This is a genomic window from Actinoplanes auranticolor (assembly GCF_018332655.1).
In the GTDB taxonomy this organism is placed as follows: domain Bacteria; phylum Actinomycetota; class Actinomycetes; order Mycobacteriales; family Micromonosporaceae; genus Actinoplanes; species Actinoplanes auranticolor.
On record NZ_BOQL01000036.1, the window covers coordinates 126,663 to 145,737 of the forward strand.

Here is a 19,075-nt window from a genome sequence, read left to right on the forward strand (position 1 = left end):
CCAGTGACGGGCATGTATGTTTCCTCCCATGATGCGGCATCGTGTCGTGCCGTTGCTGGTCGTGACGTCGGGGTTGTTCTCGGTGTTGCTGGCGGTGGCCGTGAACGTGGCCACGGGCGGGGTGTTGCCGGGGGCGTTGCGGCCGTACACGTGGTTGGCCTGGCCTCTGGTGGGTCTGCTGGCGGTGGTGGGGGTCGCGCTGGGGTGGTGGCAGCAGCGGCTGGCCGAGCCGGGCGGGGACCGGGCCGTGGCGGTGCTCCCCCACCGTCCGGGTGAGCTGCCGGCGGCTCCGGCGCTGGTCGGGCGGGCCGAGGAGCTGGCGGCGGTGCAGGCGGCGGTCGAGGGCGGGTCGCAGCTGGTGGTGATCGCGGCCGCGGCGGGTACGGGCAAGTCGGCGCTGGCGTTGCGGGCCGCTCATGACGCCCGGGACAGTTATCCCGACGGTCAGCTGTTCGCGGCGTTGCGGGGTGCTTCGGCTGATCCGGTGCCGCCGGAGGCGGTGCTGGGGCGGTTCCTGCGGGCGCTGGGCGTCCCGGACGACGAGGTGCGCGGGGACGTGGTGGAGCTGGCGGCGCGGTTCCGGTCGGTGGTGGCCGACCGGCGGGTGCTGGTGCTGCTCGACGATGCCCGCGACGCCGCTCAGGTGCGGTATCTGCTGCCCGGCGGGGCGCACAGCCTGGCGATCGTGACGAGCCGGCGGTTGTTGTCGGATCTGCTGGGTGCGTCGGTGCTGACGATCGGGGCGCTGAGTGCGGCGGCGGCGTTGCAGCTGCTGGCGGCCTCGGCCGGTCCGGGGCGGGCGTCGGCCGATCCGGACGGGGCGCGGCGGCTGGTGGACGCGTGCGGTGGGTTGCCGCTGGCGCTGCGGATCGTCGGTGGGCGGCTGCGGATGCGGTCGCAGTGGTCGGCGTCGGCGCTGGCGGACCGGCTGGCCGACGAGGGGCGGCGCCTGGACGAGATGCAGCTGGCGGACCGGGCGGTGCGTTCGACGCTGCGGGCGGTCTACGACGAGCTGGGCCCGGGTGAGCGGCTGGTGCTGCGGCGGGTGGGTGGTTATCCGGGTACGTCGGTGGGGCTGGCCGCGGCGGCGGCACGGTGTGAGCTGGACGAGCATGTGGTGGCCGAGTCGCTGGAGCGGCTGGTGGACGCGTTCCTGGTGGAGTCGCCGGAGCCGGACCGGTACCGGATGCACGATCTGGTGCGGCTGTGCGCACGGGAGCTGGCCGACGACGGCGCGGAGGGCGTGGAGTGCCTGCGCCGGCACCTGCGGTGGCTGACCGTGCGGGCACGTGCGGGTGAGTGGCTGGCCGCCGAGCGGGAGAACGTGCTGGCGGCGGTGCACGCGGCGCTCGGGGCGGGGCTGGCGGCGCAGGCGCGGGCGTTGATCGTGGCGGTACATCCGCTGGTCACCGGGGAGTCCGAGCACGGTTACCGGTTGCGGCTGTGGCAGTCGGCGGTGCCGGTGGCGCAGGCGCTGGGTGATGAGCCGTTCCGGATTCGGGCGTTGCGGTGGGTGTCGCACTCGTACGGGATGGCGGGTCTGGTGCGGCTCGAGCTGCCGGCGGCGCAGGAGGCGCTGGCGGCCGCCGAGGCTCTGGGCAGCGACATGCGGGAGTTCGCGCTGGCGGTGTGGCGGGTCGGGGACGCGCTGCGCGCGCAGGACCGCTTCGCCGAGGCGCAGGCGGCGCTGCTGCGGGCGCTGGAGCTGCTGATCGGGCTGGGTGCGGTCGCGGACGAGATCGAGGTACGGCTGTCGCTGGGCACCTTGTACAACACGTTCCTGCGTCCGGAGCTCAGTGTGCCGGTGCTGAGCCGGGCGGTGGAGCTGCTGCCGGAGCGGGACGCGCCGGAGCGGGGCTGGGCGCTGCTGGGGCTGAGTCTGGCCGCGGAGATCGACGGGCGCACCGAGCGGGCGCGGGAGCTGGTCGCCGACGCGCTGGGCATCGCCGAGCGCATCGGTGACGAGATGTTGCGTGGCTACTGCCTGCAGGAGCGGGGCTGGTTGTTCGTGCGGCACGGGGCCTACGACCACGCCGAGCGGGACTTCCGGGCGATGCTGGCGATCTTCGAGCGGTTGCGCAGCGGGCACGGCGTCGGCAGCGCCCACGCGGCGCTGGGTGAGATCGCCGACATGCGGGGGCAGCACACGGCGGCGTTGCGGGAGTACGACACGGCGATGGCGCACTATGAGCGGCTCGGGCTGCGGGTGCGGCTGGGTCAGGTGCTCACGCACCGGGCGGCGGTGCTGCGCACGCTGGGCCGTGAGCAGGAGGCGGCCGCGGACCTGGCGCGCGGTGCGGACCTGAGCGGGGACGCGCCGGCGCATCGGGGGCCGGCGTTGCAGCGGCGGGCGAGCCGTCCGGAGCGGGAGGCGTGATGCGGGTGCGGTGGGTGACGGGGTTTCTGGACACGCCCTCGCGGGTGGCCGAGCCGTTCTGGCAGGCGGTGACCGGGTCGCGGTTGTCGGCGCGGCGGGGCCCGGGCGGGGAGTTCGCGACGTTGGTGCCGGCGGGCGGGGACGCGTACCTGCGGGTGCAGGTCGTCGGGGACGGCCCGGCGCGGGCGCACCTGGATCTGCACGTCGAGGACGTGGCGGCGCAGGCCGGGCGGGCGGTCGGCCTGGGCGCGGCGGTCGTGCTCGACGACGGGGAGCTGGTGGTGCTGCGTTCCCCGGCCGGGTTGCTGTTCTGCCTGGTGCCGTGGCAGGGCGAGGCGGTGCGCCCGGCGGGCGGGCGCAGCCTGGTCGATCAGATGTGCCTGGACGTGCCGGTGGGTGGCTTCGACGCGGAGGCGGATTTCTGGGCCGCGCTGACCGGCTGGCCGCGGCGGGCCGGGTCGCTGCCGGAGTTCGATTTTCTCCTACGCCCGGACGGGATGCCGTTGCGGTTGCTGCTGCAGCGGGTCGGCGGGACCGCCGCGGGCATGCATCTGGACCTGGCCTGTACGGACCGGGCGGCCGAGGTGGCGTGGCACCGCGAGCTCGGGGCCGAGGTGGTGGGCGGGTACGAGCGGTGGACCACGCTGCGGGATCCGGCCGGCCGGGCGTACTGCATCACCGACCGGCCGCTCTGAGCCGCTCATTGCCGGGCGAAGTCCTCGCCGAGCAGCTCACGTAGCCGGCCCAGGGCGCGCATGCTCTGCATCTTCACCACCGAGGACGACACGTTCAGGATCTCGGCGACGGTCTCGACGCTGTGGTCCTCCCAGTGCCGCAGCACCACGATGGCCTGGTCCCGTACCGGCAGGGTGGCCAGCGCCTGCATGAGCGTGACGTGCAGCTCCGCGGACTGCGCCGGGTGGCCGGGGCGGTCCGGCAGCTCGGCCAGCACCACCTCGGTGCCGCTGCGGCGTTTGCGCTGGTCGAAGACGGCGTTCATCAGCACCCGGCGGCTGTAGGCCTCCAGGTTCGCGGTGCGCCAGATCCGGTGCCAGGAGGCGTACATCTTGGCCAGGGTCAGCTGGGTCAGGTCCTGCGCGAGATGCCAGTCACGGCACATCAGGTACGCGGTGCGCCGCAGCCGGGGCGTGGCGGCGGCGACGAACGCGGCGAACTCCTCGTCGCGGGCTGCGCGTTCCCGGCGCCACCCAGGGGTCACTTCGACGGTCCCGGGCAGGACTCGCCGACCAGGTCCTGGACGCCGGGACGGCTGCGGACCCGCGCGGCGAAATCCCGGTAGCCGGACGGCTGGGCCAGCTCCACGCGGTAGGACTGCGGCAGGTTGTCCACCGTGACCGAGGCGACGAAGTCCGGGCTGTCGGCCCACAACTTCTTGAACTTCTCGTACGCCTCATAGCGGCTCTCGAACTGCACGTCGCGGACCGCCGGGTCGCGCCAGAGCGCCTCTCCGAGAGTGTTGATCTCCCCCACGGTGATGGTGTCGGTGAGGAAGACCGCGACTTTGGAGGCGTTGTCCTGCACCGGCCAGGTGCACGTCGCGCTGGCCGGCGGCATCAGCATCGCCGCCATCGACACCTGCGGCGGCGGTGCGGCGGGGGCCAGGGCCAGGTTGAGGGCGACCGTGGTGGCGGTGATGACGGCGGTGGCCGTACCCCCGATGAGCAGGCCGCGGCGCCGGCGGATCCGCCGTCCCCGGGTCATCGCCTCCTCGACGGGATCGCCCGGCGGGGGCAGAGGTTCGTCGTCGAGTGCACTTTCGAACAGGCCTCGCAGGTTCTGCTGCACAGTGCGCGCTCCCGGGGTCGTGGTGGCTTCTGCCCTGGATGACTGCCTGGGTGGGCGGATCGGTCACGTGCTCCTCGATGCCGGCCGCGGCCGGGGTCACCGCCATAATGCGGGCTGCGTGCCGCGGCCGGTTGGGCGCGCCTGCCGGCAATGTCGGTGGGGCCTGGTAGAACTACGGCATTGAAACACGCGTTCGAATCCACGTTGACCGACGAAGGGACGACCATGGCAACGGCGGCACGCACCGGTGTGCGAGGGCTCAGCACGGACGAGCTGCAGGTCATCCGCGACGGGCTGGCCGCGGGACGGCGGCCGCGGGTGATGTTCACCGAGTCCGCGGGGCAGATCGCCGGGCAGGTGGGGCAGGTGGTGGCCCTGACCGACCCGGCCGAGTCCGACGAGTGGGTGGTCGTGCGGTTCGGCCGCGACGAGCTGCCGTTCTCCCCCGGCGACCTGCAGGTGGCCCCCAAGGGCCCGGTGAAGAAGGCGGCCCCGGTGCCGCCGCAGCCGGCCAAGCCGGCCCCGGAGTTCGTGATCGACAAGCCGGTCCCGGCCCCCGCGGCTGCGCCCACCCCGCCCCCGGCCGAGCCCGCCGCGCCGCCGGCCCCCGCGGCGCGCAAGGCCACGGCCAAGGCGGCCAGGCCCAAGCCGCCGCCCGGGCTGACGGTCACCCTCGCCTACACCGACGGCGAGTGGACCATCGCGGCCAATCAGGGCTCGAAAGCGCTGGCCAAGCCCTACGTCGTCAAGCCGTCGGAGGCGATGAAGATCGTGCAGCTGGTCGACGTGCCCGGCGTGCAGGAGGCGGTCGAGCACATCGTGTCGGCCGAACGCGCCGAGGCCGAGCAGCAGGCCGAGCGGCTGCGCGCGGAGCTGGCCGAGATCGAGGCCCGGCTGGCGGAGTTGCGCGACGCGGGCTGACCGGCATGCGATCATGTCGCCTTGATGGAAGCTACCTGGCGGGTGCCGTGGTTGTGGCGGGCGTTGCTGCGCGCCTCACGGGCCGTCGTGCCGCTGCTGTGCCGGCTGCGCGTCTCCGGTGAGGTGCCGGCCCGGCTGCGGCACGGCCCGCTGATCCTCGCGGCCAACCACGTCAGCCCGATCGACCCGCTGATGCTGATGGCCGCGTGCAGCCGCGCCGGCCTCGCCCCGCGGTTCATGGCCACCGCCGGGCTGTTCAAGGCCCCGGTCGCCGGCTCCATCATGCGCGCGTGCGGGCACCTGCGGGTCGACCGGCACACCGCGCAGGTCGCCCAGGCGCTACCGGCCGCCGCGGCCGCGCTCCGGGCCGGATCGGTGGTGCTGGTCTACCCGGAGGGCCGCATCGGGCTGGACCCGTGGATGTGGCCCGAACGCGGCAAGACCGGCGTGGCGAGAATGGCGGCGCAGTCCGGGGCCCCGGTCATCCCGGTCGCGCAGTGGGACACCCACCGCGTGCTGCCGTACGCGGCGCCCAGAGGTCTGGCCGGCTCGCTGCTGCGCACGATCCGGCAGCGCCCGGTGGTGCACGTCCGCTTCGGCGAACCGATCGAGCTGTCCGGGCTGACCGGCACCGAGGGCGCCCAGGCGATGCGCGCCACCGACGGCATCGTCGAGGGCATCGCCCGCACCCTGGCGCCGCTGCGCGAGGACGAGCTGCAGACCCCCCACCACATCGACCGCACCCGGCCACCGGACATGAGCCGCGTACGCCGCAACCGCACCGCCGGCACCAGCCCCCACTGATCCCGGCCGGGCGGCGGATCAGCTCGGTTTGATCTGGGCGAGCTGGGTCAGCAACTGCACCAGCCGGTAGGCCTCCGCCACGTCCTGCGCGGTGAACGACACCGTGCGGGCGCCCGGGGCGCGGCTCACCCCGGGGATCAGCGTCGCCAGGTCCACCGTGTACGGCCCGTACAGGTCCACCTCGACCTTCAGCGGCCCCGGCACGATCATCAGCGGCACCTGGTCGTGCCGGCGGATCGCCTTGGCCGCCACCCGGTGCAGGCGGTCGCGGGCCTCGTCCGGGTGCAGGGCGATCGACGCCGCCTGGCCCAGCGCCTGCTTGACCGCCACCGTCGCCGCGCCCGGCACCAGCTCGAGCAGTTCGGCGCAGGCCGCGTCGTCCCCGCTGATCAGCACCACCGGCGCGCTGTGGAAACCGGCCAGGGCCGCGTTCAGGCCGATCTCGCCGACCGGGCGCCCGTCCAGGCGCACGTCGAGCACGGCGTCGCTGATCGTGTGGGCCAGCACGGCGGGGCCGCTGCCGGAGCGGGCGTGATAGCCGACGAACAGCACCGCGTCGGTGTCGTCGTCGAGGCCGGCGAGCATGCCCAGCGGGCGTGGCTTGCCCCGCACCAGCCGGGCGCGCCGGTCGAGCTCCTCGGGCAGCAGGTTGCGGAACGGCCCGTGTGCGTCGGCGACCAGCACCTCCGCTCCGGGCACGGCCTCCAGGACGCCGGCGACGGCCGCGTTGACCTCGGCGGTCATCAGGGCCCGGCCGCGTTCGTAGTCGTAGCCGCCCGGGTTGGTCTCGCTGGGATGCACGATCCCCGAGACGCCTTCCATGTCGGCCGAGATCAATATCTTCATCACCTGGAACCCTACGCGGCGGCCCACTCAGCCGGGGGCGCGGCAGCCCGGCCTCACCGGGCGGCCGCTCAGCCGGGGGTACGACGCTGGCGCAGATACGCCAGCACGGCCTCGCGGGTCGTCCGCACGCCGAACAGGGCCCGCGCCTCCGCGATGCGCCGGTTCGCCGTGCGCAGCGACAGGAACTCCGCCGCCGCGGCCGCCGCGATCGTGTCACCCGCCGCGAGCCGGTCCAGCAGCGCCCGCTGCTCCGGGACCAGCTCCGCCACCGTGTCGCCCGGGTCGGCCGGCGCCGGCTGCCCGCCCGGTCCCAGGTGCACCGCGCCCAGCCTGCTCAGGTCGTCGATCAGGGCCCGCCCGACCGGGGTGTCGGCGTCGCAGACCGCGACGATGCCCGCTCCCCGGGCCGCCGCCAGCACGGCCAGCTGCAGATTCTCCCGGTCGGCGACCCGGCCGTGCAGGATCAGCCGCGCGGCGGTGACGTCCCACGACGGGTCGGGCAGGGCGAAGCCCTCCCGGGGGATCCACCCCTCCCGGGCCAGGCGCCGGACCACGGATTCGGCGTCGGCGCCGGAGGCGACGACGTGGCGGGGAGCGTCGGGCTGTCGGGTCACCGGCCATCCTCAGGGTCGGGCAGTACGGCCGAGCGACGGTCACGTCCCGGTGGTCCGGCAGCCTCGATCTGGGTCAGCGCCAGGGCTGCCGCCTCGGTCCGTGTCCGTGCGCCCAGCTTTCGCATACCCGCCCGGATGTGGGTGTCCACAGTTTCGGCCGAAATGCCGAGCTGCCCGGCGATGCGGCGGGTCGGCTCCCCGGCGGCGACCAGGCGCAGCACGTCGGTCTCACGGCGGGTCAGCTGCGAACCGGAGCGGGGACTGCGGGTGTCGCGGTGCACGTGATGCCGGCGCAGCCCCCGGCGGGCCCGGCCGGCGAGCACGACCAGCCCGGCGGTGTCGGCCAGCTGTTCGGCCTCCAGCAGCGCGGCCACGGCCTGCTGCGGGTCGGTGTCGTGCAGGCCCGCCGCGAGCAGGCAGCGGATCTGCTCCCGCAGCGCGATCCCGGCCCAGCCCTGCGCGGCGGCGGTGAAACCGGTGCCGGTCGCCCACGCGGTCAGCGTGCGCCGCGCGGCGGCCGGCAACCCGGCAGGAATCGCCGGGGCCGGAGTGTCGAGCTCGAACGCGGACGCGTAAGCGGCCCGGGCCGCGGCGCCGGTGTCGTACGCGGCCCACCGCGCGGTGATGTGGCGCAGCCCGGTGAGCAGTCCGGCGGTGGCGCCGTCCGGCGGCTGGGCGGCCCGGTCGGGTTGCCCGTCGAGCCAGGCGGCCTCCCGCGCCACCCACGCCGTCGCCGGATGCCCGTCGGGCACAGCGAGCCGGGCCCGGGCGGCGGCCAGCAGGCCGGTGTCGGCCTCGATCAGCGCGGTCGCGGCGACGGCATAGCCGCGGGCGTCGGCGGGCAGGGCCCGATCGGTGAGATCAGCAGCCCGCCGCAACGCCCGGTCCGCCGCATGAGCCTGCGCCGAGACCCCGTCGGACGCAGCAGCGGCCGAGAGACCGGACCCCGCAGTGCCGAACTCGGCGGAACCGGGCTGTGCAGGTCCGGGTTCCGGAGATCCGAACTCCGGGGATCCGGCATGCGGCGGCGACGAGTAACCGGCGCCGGGAACATCGGAGCCGGCGGGTCGGACAGCCGCGCCGGCCGGGACCGCAGCCGGCGAGGCCGCAGCGCCGGCACCGGCCGAAGCGGCGATCAGCGTCCCCTGCAGCACGTCCGCCCAGTCGGCCACCGCCAGGAACCGGGTCTGCCAGCTGTACGCCAGGTCCGCCGCGCACCCCGCCGCCGCGTCCCGGGCCGCGGCCGCCGCCTCGGTCAGCCGCCCGTCGGCCGCCAGGTGCTCCACCAGCAGCCACGCACTCCACCGCCCGGTCAGCGGGTCGGCGCCCTCGGCGATCGCCGCCGCCAGCGCCGTGTCCCAGCCCGGCCGGCGGTGCGCGGCCCCGACCGCGGCCAGCGCCGCGGCCACCCCCGGCGGCGGGGTCGGATACCGGGCGGAGATCTTGCCCGCCATGTCCAGGGCGCCCGCCGGATCGGTGGCCAGCTCGGCCAGCACCAGGATCCGGTCGCGGGCCGCCACGACCGTACCCGCCGCCGCGTCCGGCACCGGGCGTACCGCTGCCCGGGCCCCCGCCGGGTCGCCGGCCTGCAGCAACGCCTCGCCGCGCAGCACGTCGGCCTCGACGCCCAGCGGTCCGGTGGTGGTGAGCGCGCGGGCCGCCGCGTGCGGGCGGCCCGCGGCCAGCAGCGCGTCCGCGGCCGCGATCCGCACCCGCGGGTCGATGGTGACGCCGGGTAGCTCGCAGGCGAACTGCAGCAGGTCGGCGCGGTCGCCGCCGGCGACGCGGTCGGCCGCGGTCAGCGCCCGCCGGTACGCGCTCTGATGCTCGCCGGCCGCGGCCAGGTGCCGGGCCGCCTCCGCGTCCGGGGTCAGCTCGGCCAGGGCGCGGTGCAGGTCGATGCGGGCGGCCGCGTCGAGCAGCCCGGCCGCGGTCTCGGCGAAGTACGCCGACACCGGCACCAGCCCGCCCGGGTCCTCGGTGACCAGCCCGGCGGCGCGCAGCTCGTCGGCGCCCGCCCCGAGCAGCGCGGCCGGTGCCGGCCGGCCCAGCAGGCCCAGCGCGGCCAGGGCGGTGCGGGCCGGGCGGGGCAGGTCGGCCAGGGCGGTGGCTATCGCGTACGCGACCTGGTCGATGTCGGTGTCCGGGCTGCCGCGGCCCGCCCCCGCCTGCCGGGCCAGCGAGGTGATCGCGAGGGGGTTGCCGCCGGCCCGGTCCACGACGGCGGCCAGGGCGGCGTCGCTGAGCTGCCCGCCCGCGCGCCGGGCCAGCTCCAGCGCCGGTTCGCGGGTCAGCGGCGGCACCTCCAGCCAGGCCGTGGCCGTCTCGCGCAGCGCCGCGACGCTCGGCTCGGGCAGCCGGTGCGGGGTGCGCAGCGCGACCACGACCCGCACGTGGGCGGCCAGGTGCGGCAGGACCGCCAGCGTCGCCGGGTCGGCGTACTGCAGGTCGTCGAGCACGAGCAGGCCGCCGCGGACCCGGGAGCGCACGGCCTCGGCCAGCAGCGGCACGTCGTGGGCGGGCAGGCGGGCCTTGAGGGCCCGCGACAGGGCCAGCGCGGGTACGGCGGCGAGCATCGCCAGCCCGCCACCGGCGTGCACCGGGCCGGGTGCCGCCGCCGCCACCTTCCGCAACAGGGTGGAACGGCCGGCTCCGGGGGCGCCGGTGAGCACGACGAGGCCGGGACGGCGCAGGTGCGCGGCGGCGAGCCCGGCCAGGTCCTGCTGTGCCACCCGCATCCCCCGTTTCCCTGCCTGGCCCGCCGTCCGTGCCCGGGTGGCACGAACACGGGATCTGCGACGCCCCGAGCTTCCGTAGTCTGTGGTGCGGCAGGCGTCCCGCCCTGCCCGCGAACGGGAAGGGTGGCGACTGTGTCTGCAACGTCGGCCGCGGTCAGTACATTCTCCCTGACGGTGTGCTCGGCTGACGAGTCATGACCGTCGGGCCGCTCTCCGCCCGCGTGGCTGCGCTGTGTGACGAGATCGTCGCCAGGGTCGGCCCGGAAGTCGGTGGCCAGGCCATTCAGGTCCGCGACCGGCTGTCGGAGCCGTTACGCGTCGCTATCGCCGGGCGATTGAAAGCCGGAAAGTCGACACTCGTCAACGCCTTGATAGGCCGCCGGGTCGCTCCCACGGCCGTCGGTGAGTGCACCCGGGTGGTCACCCGGTTCCGCTACGGCCCGGCCGACCGCGTTGATGTGGTGCTGCGTGACGGCTCCCGCTCGAGCCTGCCGCTGGCCGACGACGGCATGATCCCGCAGCGCCTCGGCGTGGGCCTGGACCGCGTCGCCTATGTGGACGTCTCGCTGACCAGCGACAAACTGCGTGATCTGACCGTCGTCGACACGCCCGGGCTGGCCTCGACCGACACCCGGGTCAGCGCCCGCGCGCAGGCCGAGCTCGGCGGGGGCACGGCGCCGTTCGACACCGACATCGACGCCGACTCCGCCTCGGAGGTCGCCGCGGCCGAAGCGGTCGTCTACGTGTTCACCCAGGCGGTCCGCGCCGACGACGTGCGGGCGCTGGAGGCGTTCCGCACGGCGTCCGCGCGGCTGGCGAGCAGCCCGATCAACGCGCTGGGGGTGTTCGGCAAGGTCGACACGCTGGTCGGCGGGGCCGGGGACCCGTGGCCGGTCGCCGGTCCCCTGGCCGAGCAGCAGGCGCTGCTGCTGGCCCGTACGGTGTCCGAGGTCGTGCCCGTGGTCGGCCTGTTGGCCGAGACCGGCGAGGCCGGCCGGCTCACCGCCGCCGACTGCGCGGCGCTGAAGGAACTCTCCGCGCTGCCCGCCGCCGAGCTGCGGGTGCTGCTGGCCTCGGTCGACCTGTTCCGCAGCCGCCCGGCGCCGGTCAGCCCGCACCGCCGCGACCGGCTGCTCGGCCTGCTCGACCTGTACGGCATCGGCTTCGCCCTGGCCGAGCTGGCCGCGGACCCGCAGCTGGGCACCGGCGAGCTGGTGCGCCGACTGGTCCGCGCCTCCGGCTTCCCCCGCCTGCGCGACACCCTGGAACAGACCCTGCGCTGGCGCGCGGACGCGATCAAGGCCGGCTGGGCGCTGTCCCGCCTGGAACGCGTGGCCGGGCACACCAGCGACCGCCGCGACCGCGAGGCGCTGCGCGACGCGATCGAACGGCTGCTGCGCGAGCCCGCCTACCACCGGCTGCGCCTGCTGGAGGTGGCCCAGCGGGTCACCACCGGGGCGGTGCCGCTGCCGGTGGCGTGGGAGCAGGAGCTGATCCGGCTGGCGACCTCGGAAGACGCGCGGTGGATCCTGCGGCTGCCGCACGCGAGCGGGCCGGAGCTGGCGGCCGCGGCGCTCGAAGCGGCGAACCGGTGGCGGGTGTATGCGGTCGCCGGGGCAGGGCCGGCGCAGTCGCGGGTGGCGCAGGTCGCGCACCGCGGTTTTCACCTGCTGGCTCAGGCCATCCGCGAGCAGGTGAGCCGCGGACAGGCCGACCCGACCGAGGCCGTGCAGTCCCAGGCCGGTCCGGGCGCATCCGGACAGGTTCAGCCCGGACAAGGACAGTCGGGCACTGGGCAGGAACGACCGGAGCGGGTCCCGGCGCACCAGGCCGGACCGGCTGACAGCCGGCAGAGCGACCCGACGCGGACCGGACTGACGCTGCCGGACCGGCCGGCACATACCGAAGTCCGGCGAAGCGGGCCGGCTCAGGACGAGGTGACGATCGTGGGCTCGCCCGGAGGGACCCTGGCGGCCGACGCCACTGAGGCCGGGCCGGCGATGCTGTTCGGCCCGGGAGCGGCGGGATGGCAGCAGCACGGAACGGAAGGGGCGCGGTGAGTCTCGCCAAGGAGCTCGATCTGGCCGTGCGGGATGCGTTGGCCGCGGTGCGGGCCGGGGATCCCGATGCCGGGGCCGAGCTGGCCGAGTTGCGGCGCGGGCAGCTGACCCGGCCCTCGGTGGTGCTCGTCGGGGAGACCAAGCGGGGCAAGAGCTCACTGCTCAACGCCCTGCTCGGCGTACCGGATCTGTCGCCCGTGGATGCCGCCGTCGCGACCGCCACCTACCTGCACTTCTCACCCGGGCCGTTGTCCGCGGTCGCGTACGTGCCCGGCGCGAGTGAGCCGGTCGACGTGGATCCGGCGCAGCTGGCCGTCTGGGCCACCGGACGGGAGATGCCCGGCGGTGGCCGCGCGCCACGCCGCATCGAGGTGACCCATCCCGCGCCGCTGCTGCAGTACGTCAGCCTGCTGGACACTCCCGGCGTCGGGGGCGTGGACCCGGCGCACACCACTGTCGCCCTGAACGCGGTCGAGCGGGCCACCGCGCTGCTGTTCGTCGCCGATGCCTCGGCGCCGCTGTCGCAGCCGGAGCTGGAGTTCCTCGTCGCGGCCAGCGCGCGGGTCGACGCCGTGGTCTTCGCGCTGACCAAGGTGGACGCCTATCCGGGGTGGCGGCGGATCGCCGACGACAACCGGGCGTTGCTGCGGGCCCGGGCCCCGCGTTTCGCCGACGCGCCCTGGTTCGCGGTGTCGGCGCGGCTGGCCGAGCTGGCCCGCACGGTGCCCGCCGGGGAACAGGCCGCGCTGGTGGACGCGTCGCGGATCGCCGAGTTGCAACACGCCCTGGTGGAGCTGGCCGGGCGGGGCCATCAGCTGCAGCTGGCCAACGTGCTGCGGGCCGCGCGCGGGGAACTGGCCCGGCTGGAGGCGGCCGCGGCCGCCCGGGTGCAGGCCAGCGAGGCCGATCCGGCCCAGGTCGCCCGGGTACGGGCCCAGCGTTCCGCGCTGGCGGCCCGTAAGCGCACCGAGTCGCGGCAGTGGTCGCTGCTGCTGAGCACCGAGACCCAGCGGGCCCGGGTCGAGGTCGTCGGCATGCTGCGGACCCGGATCGCCGGCGTGCAGCAGGACTTCAGCGCCCGCATCGACGCCTCCCGGGGCGCGGCGCTGGACGCGCTGCCCGATCGGCTCGACACCGAGCTGCAGGCGGTGGCGGTGCGGCTGTCCGACGATCTGCAGGCCACGTTCCGGCAGGTCGGTGAGCGGATCCTGGCACAGGTCTTCGACGCCGACGAACTGGCCGAGGTGCTGGACCGGCTCAACGCGACGCTGCGGCACGCGCTGGCGGCCAGCCCGCCGCGTGACGGCGCCGGGGACAACCTGCTGGTCGCGCTGTCCGCCGGCGGGATCGCCTTCATGGCCGGGCGCGGGGCGATGTTCGGGGCGTCGCTGTTCGGGGTGGGCGGCGCCGTCGCCGGCGGGCTGCTCGTGCCGGTCGCCGGGCTCGGCCTGGGGCTGGCGGCCGGCGGGTACGTGCTGTACCGGCGGCGGGTGCAGAACGACCGCCAGCAGGCCCGGGCGTGGCTGCGCGACGTGCTCGCCGAGGCCCGCGCGGCGCTGTCGGACGAGATCTCGTACCGCTTCACCGACCTGCAGTACGCCCTCAGCGTCGCCGTCGACGACGCGGTCGAGCGGCGGCTGCGGGAGCTCGACGCGCACATCGCCGACATCGACGCCGCCGCGGCCGAGGACGCCGCCGGCCGCGCGAAACGGCGCAGCGCGGCCACCGCGGAACTGTCCGCGGTCCGCGCCCAGATCAGGCAGGTTGACGAGGTGCTCACCCGGGCACGGTCGCTGACCCCCGCACCCGCCGATGAGGAGGCGACATGAGCGACGAGCACGGCTGGCCGGATTTTCCGCATGCCGACGGCCACGACGACCACGGTGACCGGCACGACGCCGGTGTCCATGACGAGCCGGTGGGCGGGACCGACAGCCCGTTCCACGACGACCTGTTCGGTCCCGGCGACCCGCACGAGCCGGGCTTCGACGCGCAGGAGCTGGACGCCGGGCAGGAGCTGGACGCCGGGCACGGCCCGGGCGGGACGCACGACGCCGCCGGGGCCGGCTGGGACGATCACGAGCCGGGCACCGGCCACGACGATGCGGCCGGCGCCGCGGTCGTGGACGTGACCGACGGGCACGGCATGGGCCCGGTCGGCGCGGATCCGGACGCGGCGCTGGACGTCGAGCAGGTCAGCGTCTTCCCGCCGGTCGTCGACGTGGGGCCGCTGCCCGAGCCGGTCGACGGCTTCCCGTGGATCGACACCGGCAGCCTCGGGCTCTACCACTCCGGGCTGGTCGAGGCGGCGCCCGCCGAGCCGGTGGCGGCGCAGGACCTGGCCGCCTACGCCGCCGAGGACCTGCCGCCGGGCGCCGACCCGTGGGCCGCGCTGGCCGAATCCGACGACCCGGCCACCAGCGCCCTGGCCAAGTGGTGGCACCCGGAGACCTGACCTCACCGGCGATCGTCCCCAGGGCGGCTCCCAGCAGGGCGTTCCACACCGGGATGGCGAACATCGGCGGGAAATCGGCGTCTCCCAGCGACGTAGCTGTACCCCGAGACGACCCTGAGATGGCATCATCAGCGCGCCGTCCCCCGCCTTCCGCCCTGGAGCCACCCTGATGACCGCCAGCACCGTCCCGGTGAGCAACCGGCGTGAACGTACCGGCTGGTACTTCTACGACTGGGCGATGTCCGCCTTCTCCACCACCGTGATCACGGTCTTCCTCGGGCCGTTCCTGACCAGCGTCACCGAGCAGGCCGCCGGGTGCGCGCTGGGCGCCGACGAGTGCGACGCGCGGGTGCACCCGCTGGGCATCAGCATCGCGGCCGGTTCCTACTTCCCGTACCTGGTGTCGCTGTCGGTGCTACTGACGGTGTTCGTGCTGCCGGTGATGGGTGCGGTCGCCGACCGGGCCGAACGCAAGAAGCCGCTGCTGGCCGCGGCGGCGTTCCTCGGTTCCGGGGCGACGATCGCGATGGCGTTCGTGACCGGCGAGCGGTACCTGCTGGGCGGGCTGCTGTTCATCGTGGCCAACATCGCCTTCGGGGCGTCGGTGGTGGTCTACAACTCGTTCCTGCCGCGGCTGGCCGGGCCCGACGAACGCGACAAGGTGTCCAGCCGGGGCTGGGCGCTGGGCTATCTCGGCGGCGGTGTGCTGCTGCTGCTCAACCTGGGCGTGGTCACCTGGCTCACCATCGAGGGCGACGACCAGCGGACCCTGGACCTGGCCCGCTGGTGCATCGTGTCGGCCGGGGTGTGGTGGGCGGTGTTCACGCTGGTGCCGCTGCGCCGGCTGCGTGAGCACCCCAGCGCCGAGGCCGGTACGGCGGGCGGCAACGTGCTCACCGACGGTTTCCGCCAGCTCGGCCGGACCGTGCGTAGCCTGCGGACGTACCCGTTGACGTTGTTCTTCCTGCTCGCGTTCCTGATCTACAACGACGGCATCCAGACGGTCATCGCCCTGGCCAGCCAGTTCGGCACCGAGGAGCTGAAGCTGGAGCAGAGCGCGCTGATCGTGACGATCCTGATCGTGCAGTTCCTGGCGTTCGGCGGGGCGCTGCTGCTGGGCGCGGTGGCCGAGCGGATCGGTGCGCGCAAGACGGTGCTGATCGCCCTGGTGGGCTGGCTCGGGGTCATCCTGGCGGCGTTCTGGCTGCCCGAGGGTGAGCCGTTGCCGTTCATGCTGCTGGGCGTGGCCATCGGCCTGGTCATGGGTGGCAGCCAGGCGCTGAGCCGCTCGCTGTTCAGCCAGCTGATCCCCGACGGCCGTGAGGGCGAGTACTACGGCTTCTACGAGATCAGCGACAAGGGCACGAGCTGGCTGGGGCCGCTGGCCTTCGGGCTGGTGTTCCAGCTGACCAACAGCTACCGCATCGGGCTCGTGTCGCTGGTGGTGTTCTTCATCGTCGGTGGCATCCTGCTGGCGATGGTGCCGATGCGCCGGGCCATCGTCGCGGCCGGCAACACGCCGCCGCGGCTGCTCTGAGGCGACCCGGGGGCTGTGGTGGACATCGTGATCGACGCGGATTCGGCGGTGCCGCCGTACGAGCAGGTGCGGGTGCGGATCGCGGAGCTGGCCGCCGGGGGTGCGCTGGCGGCCGGCGCGAAGCTGCCGCCGGTGCGGCAGCTCGCCACCGATCTGGGCCTGGCCGCGAACACCGTCGCCCGGGCCTACCGGGAGCTGGAGCAGGCCGGGCTGGTCGAGACGCGGGGCCGGGCCGGCACGGTGGTCACGGCCCGGGCCGCGCGGACGCCGGTGGCAGCCCAGCAGGCCGCGCAACGCTACGCCGAGCAGGTCACCGCGCTGGGCCTGAGCCCGCAGGCGGCACTGGAGCTGGTCCGGGCCGCGCTCGGGGCGGCCGGCTGAGCTACTGCATGGCCGTGCGGTGCGGATGGGAGTACGACACCGGGCACGTGAAGATCCACAGGGAGTAGCCGCGGCCGATGACCACGCCGGTCGGGCCGCTCGCCGGGTGCAGCGAGGAGTACGCGGGCTCGCCGGCGTCCTCGACCGGCCGCCAGCTGAACGTCTCGTGGTCCCACTCGGCGCCGGCCGCGCACAGCAGCAGCCGCATCGCCGCGCCGCACTGCTCGCAGTCCATCGGCCGGGGGTCGTTCAGGCTCCAGTCGGCGTGCCCGCCGACCTTCCAGCCGTCGGCGATGGACAGCGCGAACGAGTAGAGCCCGTCGTCCCACGCGCACACCCGTTCGGCCAGGTCGCCGGGCAGCAGGTCGACGTACGGGAACTCGCGCACCTGTTCGGGGTGCAGCACGCACGGCTCGGGCAGGTAGTCGTCGTGCACGACCAGCGGCTGCGGCGGCGCGGCCAGCACCTCGGTGACCGCGCCGGCGCGCCGCCAGCGCAGGTGCACCCGCGGGCAGTACTCCAGGTCCTCATGGTCCAGCGGGCACCACAGCACCTGCAGCAGGTCGGTGCCCTCCGGGCCGGGCAGCCCCGGCACGTCACGCCGGTACAGCTGGGCCACCGGGATCATCGCGATCGGCTCCCGGGTCAGCTGCTGCGGCGCGGCCACGTCCAGGTCGGGCAGCGCGGCGCGTTCCTCGTCGGTGATCCGCAGCTGCTCCCCGCGCGGGGTCCGCGCCCAGGCCGCGGCGAGCAGCTCGCGCCAGCGGCGCACGTCGTGGAGATACTGCGGGGTCTCGGTGTCGTGCCGGCCGTCGGTGCACATCGGCCACGGCTCGCCGGCCGGCCACAGCAGCGGGCCGCCCACGGAGCTGTCGGTGACGCCGGGGCGGCCCGGCCGCGGATGCAGCCGGGTCGCGGTCTTCGCGTACGCGCGCAGCCCCGGAAAGAGCGCGGTGACGTCGACGGGTCGCGGTGGCGTGGTCCGGGTCATGGCAGCTCCGTTCTCGGCCGGCCGCGCAGCACGAGGATGTGCCACAGGTATTTACACAGCTGAAGGGATGCCGGGTCGGTGGCGCGGCGGGCGGCGTGGCCGATGGCCGCGGCGTCGATCAGCTGCGGACCCAGGCTACGGGCCAGCGCGGCCGCTTCGGGGCCCCGCAGGTCGTCGGGGCAGTCCCGCCAGGCACCACCAGTTCTTCGCCCGGTACCGGGCAACAATGCGGGTCACGTCGTCGGTTTCGGCCGTTAGAAACTATCTTTGATCCCATTTTCCCAGCTCAGCAGGTATCCGGAGTGATGTGCTAGTGAAGCCGTTCGACGACGCAGATCGAACACGTGTTCGATTCCTGGGCATATGAAGATCAGGCCGCCGGCGCAAAGGAAGTGCAGTGAACACCGATTTCGCTCTTCGACCGCGGACATCACATTGACGCTATTTTGTCCCGGCTTACCGGGCTTTTTGAGAGCATGAGGTTTCGGGGTCGGGCCGCTGCAACCTCCGTGGGCGACCCAGTCGAACCTGCAAAGGATTTCTACATGCGCAACGCAGACCATGACGGCATGAAGACTCCAGCGGAGCGAACGTCACGTCGCCGTAAGCAGCTGCTGGCTGGAGCAGCAGGGCTGGCGGTCGTGCTGGGTGGCACGACGGTTGCTGCGAGCCAGTGGGGCGGGAACGACGACCCGGCCGCTCCGGTCCAGGCGGCGGACATGGCGACGGCGCCGACGCCCACCGGGTCTTCCGGATCGGAGCCTACGACGCCGAAACCGACAGCCTCCTCGAAAAAAGCCGCCCCGAAGTCACCGGCGCCGTCCCCGTCACTACCCAAGGACGCCGCGAAACGCATCGCGGAGGCGCGCGCCGCCGCTGCCAAGGACAGCGTGCCGATTCTGCCGGCCTTGCCAGCGCCTACGGTCGCGGAGATACCGGATGCCGCGGTCGCGGTACGTGACTCCAAGTCAGTGCCGAAGGACAAGGGCACCATGCGCGTGGTTTCCGCCCGTGGGGACCTCACGGGACAGCGGGAACTCGCCTGGGTGGCTGACGACGGCGAAAAGGTCGGCAAAGCGCGGTGTTCGCAGACCGTCAGGCTTTCTAACAGTACGGAACCGGAGAAGAAGCAGAACCTGCTCATCTGCTGGCGCGTGAGTGCAACGAAGAGTGTCTACACGGTCATGGTCGACTTCGACGGCAAGCCCTCCAGGCAGAAGAGTGTGGCCGCTATCGACGCCGAGTGGAAAAGTCTGGGATGACCTGACTGTGCGCGGCACGAACGCCACAGGTCGTTCGACTGGCCTGCTGTCGCGGTTCTCGGCGGTAGCGTTTGGCATCGGGGGCCTGCGACGACCGGTCGAAGGCCCCCGATGGCGACAGACGGTCCCATAGGCGCATTGGGGGCTGCTCGGAGCCGACAGGTGCTCTGCCAAGTACCTCGAGAGACCGGATCACTCAGGCGCAAACCAGGCAGCGACGTGCCGGGCCGGTTCTTTGCCCGCAAACGGAGCGGGGCTGCCGTCTGAGTGCCCGTCCGGAAAC

Annotated in this window: 16 protein-coding genes; 10 read left to right on the plus strand and 6 right to left on the minus strand. The window is 74.3% G+C overall.

Annotated elements, in window-relative coordinates:
- Nucleotides 1-28: 28 nt before the first annotated feature.
- Both Aau02nite_RS22900 and Aau02nite_RS22905 read left to right on the plus strand, forming a co-directional pair.
- Nucleotides 29-2,377: an ATP-binding protein gene (locus Aau02nite_RS22900; RefSeq protein ID WP_212990584.1), complete on the plus strand. Its 2,349-nt coding sequence runs from the start codon at nucleotides 29-31 to the stop codon at nucleotides 2,375-2,377.
- Between the two features lie 14 nt (nucleotides 2,378-2,391).
- Nucleotides 2,392-3,072, plus strand: a complete 681-nt coding sequence (locus Aau02nite_RS22905; protein ID WP_246595369.1) for a VOC family protein — start codon at nucleotides 2,392-2,394, stop codon at nucleotides 3,070-3,072.
- 5 nt (nucleotides 3,073-3,077) lie between these two features.
- Here the strand turns inward: Aau02nite_RS22905 and Aau02nite_RS22910 are convergent, their stop codons facing one another.
- Entirely contained in the window at nucleotides 3,078-3,596 is a 519-nt protein-coding gene (locus Aau02nite_RS22910; protein ID WP_246595370.1) for a SigE family RNA polymerase sigma factor, read from the minus strand.
- Nucleotides 3,593-4,183, minus strand: a complete 591-nt coding sequence (locus tag Aau02nite_RS22915) for a permease-like cell division protein FtsX (RefSeq protein ID WP_212990586.1) — start codon at nucleotides 4,181-4,183, stop codon at nucleotides 3,593-3,595. Before Aau02nite_RS22915 ends, Aau02nite_RS22910 begins: the two co-directional genes overlap by 4 nt.
- Before the next feature lie 225 nt (nucleotides 4,184-4,408).
- On the opposite strand from Aau02nite_RS22915, the gene Aau02nite_RS22920 reads away from it, so the two are divergent.
- Both Aau02nite_RS22920 and Aau02nite_RS22925 read left to right on the plus strand, forming a co-directional pair.
- Nucleotides 4,409-5,104, plus strand: coding sequence for a hypothetical protein (locus tag Aau02nite_RS22920; protein ID WP_212990587.1), 696 nt, complete (start codon nucleotides 4,409-4,411; stop codon nucleotides 5,102-5,104).
- 24 nt (nucleotides 5,105-5,128) lie between these two features.
- Nucleotides 5,129-5,908, plus strand: a complete 780-nt coding sequence (locus Aau02nite_RS22925) for a lysophospholipid acyltransferase family protein (protein WP_212990610.1) — start codon at nucleotides 5,129-5,131, stop codon at nucleotides 5,906-5,908.
- An 18-nt stretch (nucleotides 5,909-5,926) separates the two neighbouring features.
- Here Aau02nite_RS22925 and Aau02nite_RS22930 read toward each other — a convergent pair whose 3' ends face one another.
- From Aau02nite_RS22930 to Aau02nite_RS22940, 3 genes are all read right to left on the minus strand, one after another.
- Complete coding sequence (locus Aau02nite_RS22930) at nucleotides 5,927-6,754, minus strand: M55 family metallopeptidase (RefSeq protein ID WP_212990588.1); 828 nt, start codon at nucleotides 6,752-6,754, stop codon at nucleotides 5,927-5,929.
- A 68-nt stretch (nucleotides 6,755-6,822) separates the two neighbouring features.
- Complete coding sequence (locus Aau02nite_RS22935) at nucleotides 6,823-7,368, minus strand: LuxR family transcriptional regulator (RefSeq protein WP_212990589.1); 546 nt, start codon at nucleotides 7,366-7,368, stop codon at nucleotides 6,823-6,825.
- Nucleotides 7,365-10,106 (minus strand): LuxR C-terminal-related transcriptional regulator, encoded by a 2,742-nt coding sequence (locus Aau02nite_RS22940; RefSeq protein WP_212990590.1) that lies wholly within the window; start codon nucleotides 10,104-10,106, stop codon nucleotides 7,365-7,367. Before Aau02nite_RS22940 ends, Aau02nite_RS22935 begins: the two co-directional genes overlap by 4 nt.
- 194 nt (nucleotides 10,107-10,300) lie before the next feature.
- Between Aau02nite_RS22940 and Aau02nite_RS22945 the strand changes: the two genes are divergently transcribed.
- The 5 genes from Aau02nite_RS22945 to Aau02nite_RS22965 all read left to right on the plus strand — a co-directional run bounded on the left by Aau02nite_RS22945 (nucleotide 10,301) and on the right by Aau02nite_RS22965 (nucleotide 16,539).
- Nucleotides 10,301-12,166: a dynamin family protein gene (locus Aau02nite_RS22945; RefSeq protein WP_246595371.1), complete on the plus strand. Its 1,866-nt coding sequence runs from the start codon at nucleotides 10,301-10,303 to the stop codon at nucleotides 12,164-12,166.
- Entirely contained in the window at nucleotides 12,163-13,995 is a 1,833-nt protein-coding gene (locus tag Aau02nite_RS22950; RefSeq protein ID WP_246595372.1) for a dynamin family protein, read from the plus strand. The genes Aau02nite_RS22945 and Aau02nite_RS22950 overlap by 4 nt, the downstream gene beginning before the upstream one ends.
- On the plus strand, nucleotides 13,992-14,621 hold the full coding sequence (locus Aau02nite_RS22955) for a hypothetical protein (RefSeq protein ID WP_212990592.1): 630 nt from the start codon (nucleotides 13,992-13,994) through the stop codon (nucleotides 14,619-14,621). The genes Aau02nite_RS22950 and Aau02nite_RS22955 overlap by 4 nt, the downstream gene beginning before the upstream one ends.
- 169 nt (nucleotides 14,622-14,790) lie before the next feature.
- A complete protein-coding gene (locus tag Aau02nite_RS22960) occupies nucleotides 14,791-16,158 on the plus strand; it encodes an MFS transporter (protein ID WP_212990593.1) in 1,368 nt (455 codons plus the stop codon).
- 18 nt (nucleotides 16,159-16,176) lie between these two features.
- On the plus strand, nucleotides 16,177-16,539 hold the full coding sequence (locus tag Aau02nite_RS22965) for a GntR family transcriptional regulator (protein WP_212990611.1): 363 nt from the start codon (nucleotides 16,177-16,179) through the stop codon (nucleotides 16,537-16,539).
- A 1-nt stretch (nucleotide 16,540) separates the two neighbouring features.
- Here Aau02nite_RS22965 and Aau02nite_RS22970 read toward each other — a convergent pair whose 3' ends face one another.
- Nucleotides 16,541-17,530 (minus strand): hypothetical protein, encoded by a 990-nt coding sequence (locus Aau02nite_RS22970; protein ID WP_212990594.1) that lies wholly within the window; start codon nucleotides 17,528-17,530, stop codon nucleotides 16,541-16,543.
- Nucleotides 17,531-18,075: 545 nt separating this feature from the next.
- Here Aau02nite_RS22970 and Aau02nite_RS22975 point away from each other — a divergent pair.
- Complete coding sequence (locus tag Aau02nite_RS22975; RefSeq protein WP_212990595.1) at nucleotides 18,076-18,792, plus strand: hypothetical protein; 717 nt, start codon at nucleotides 18,076-18,078, stop codon at nucleotides 18,790-18,792.
- Nucleotides 18,793-19,075: the final 283 nt, after the last annotated feature.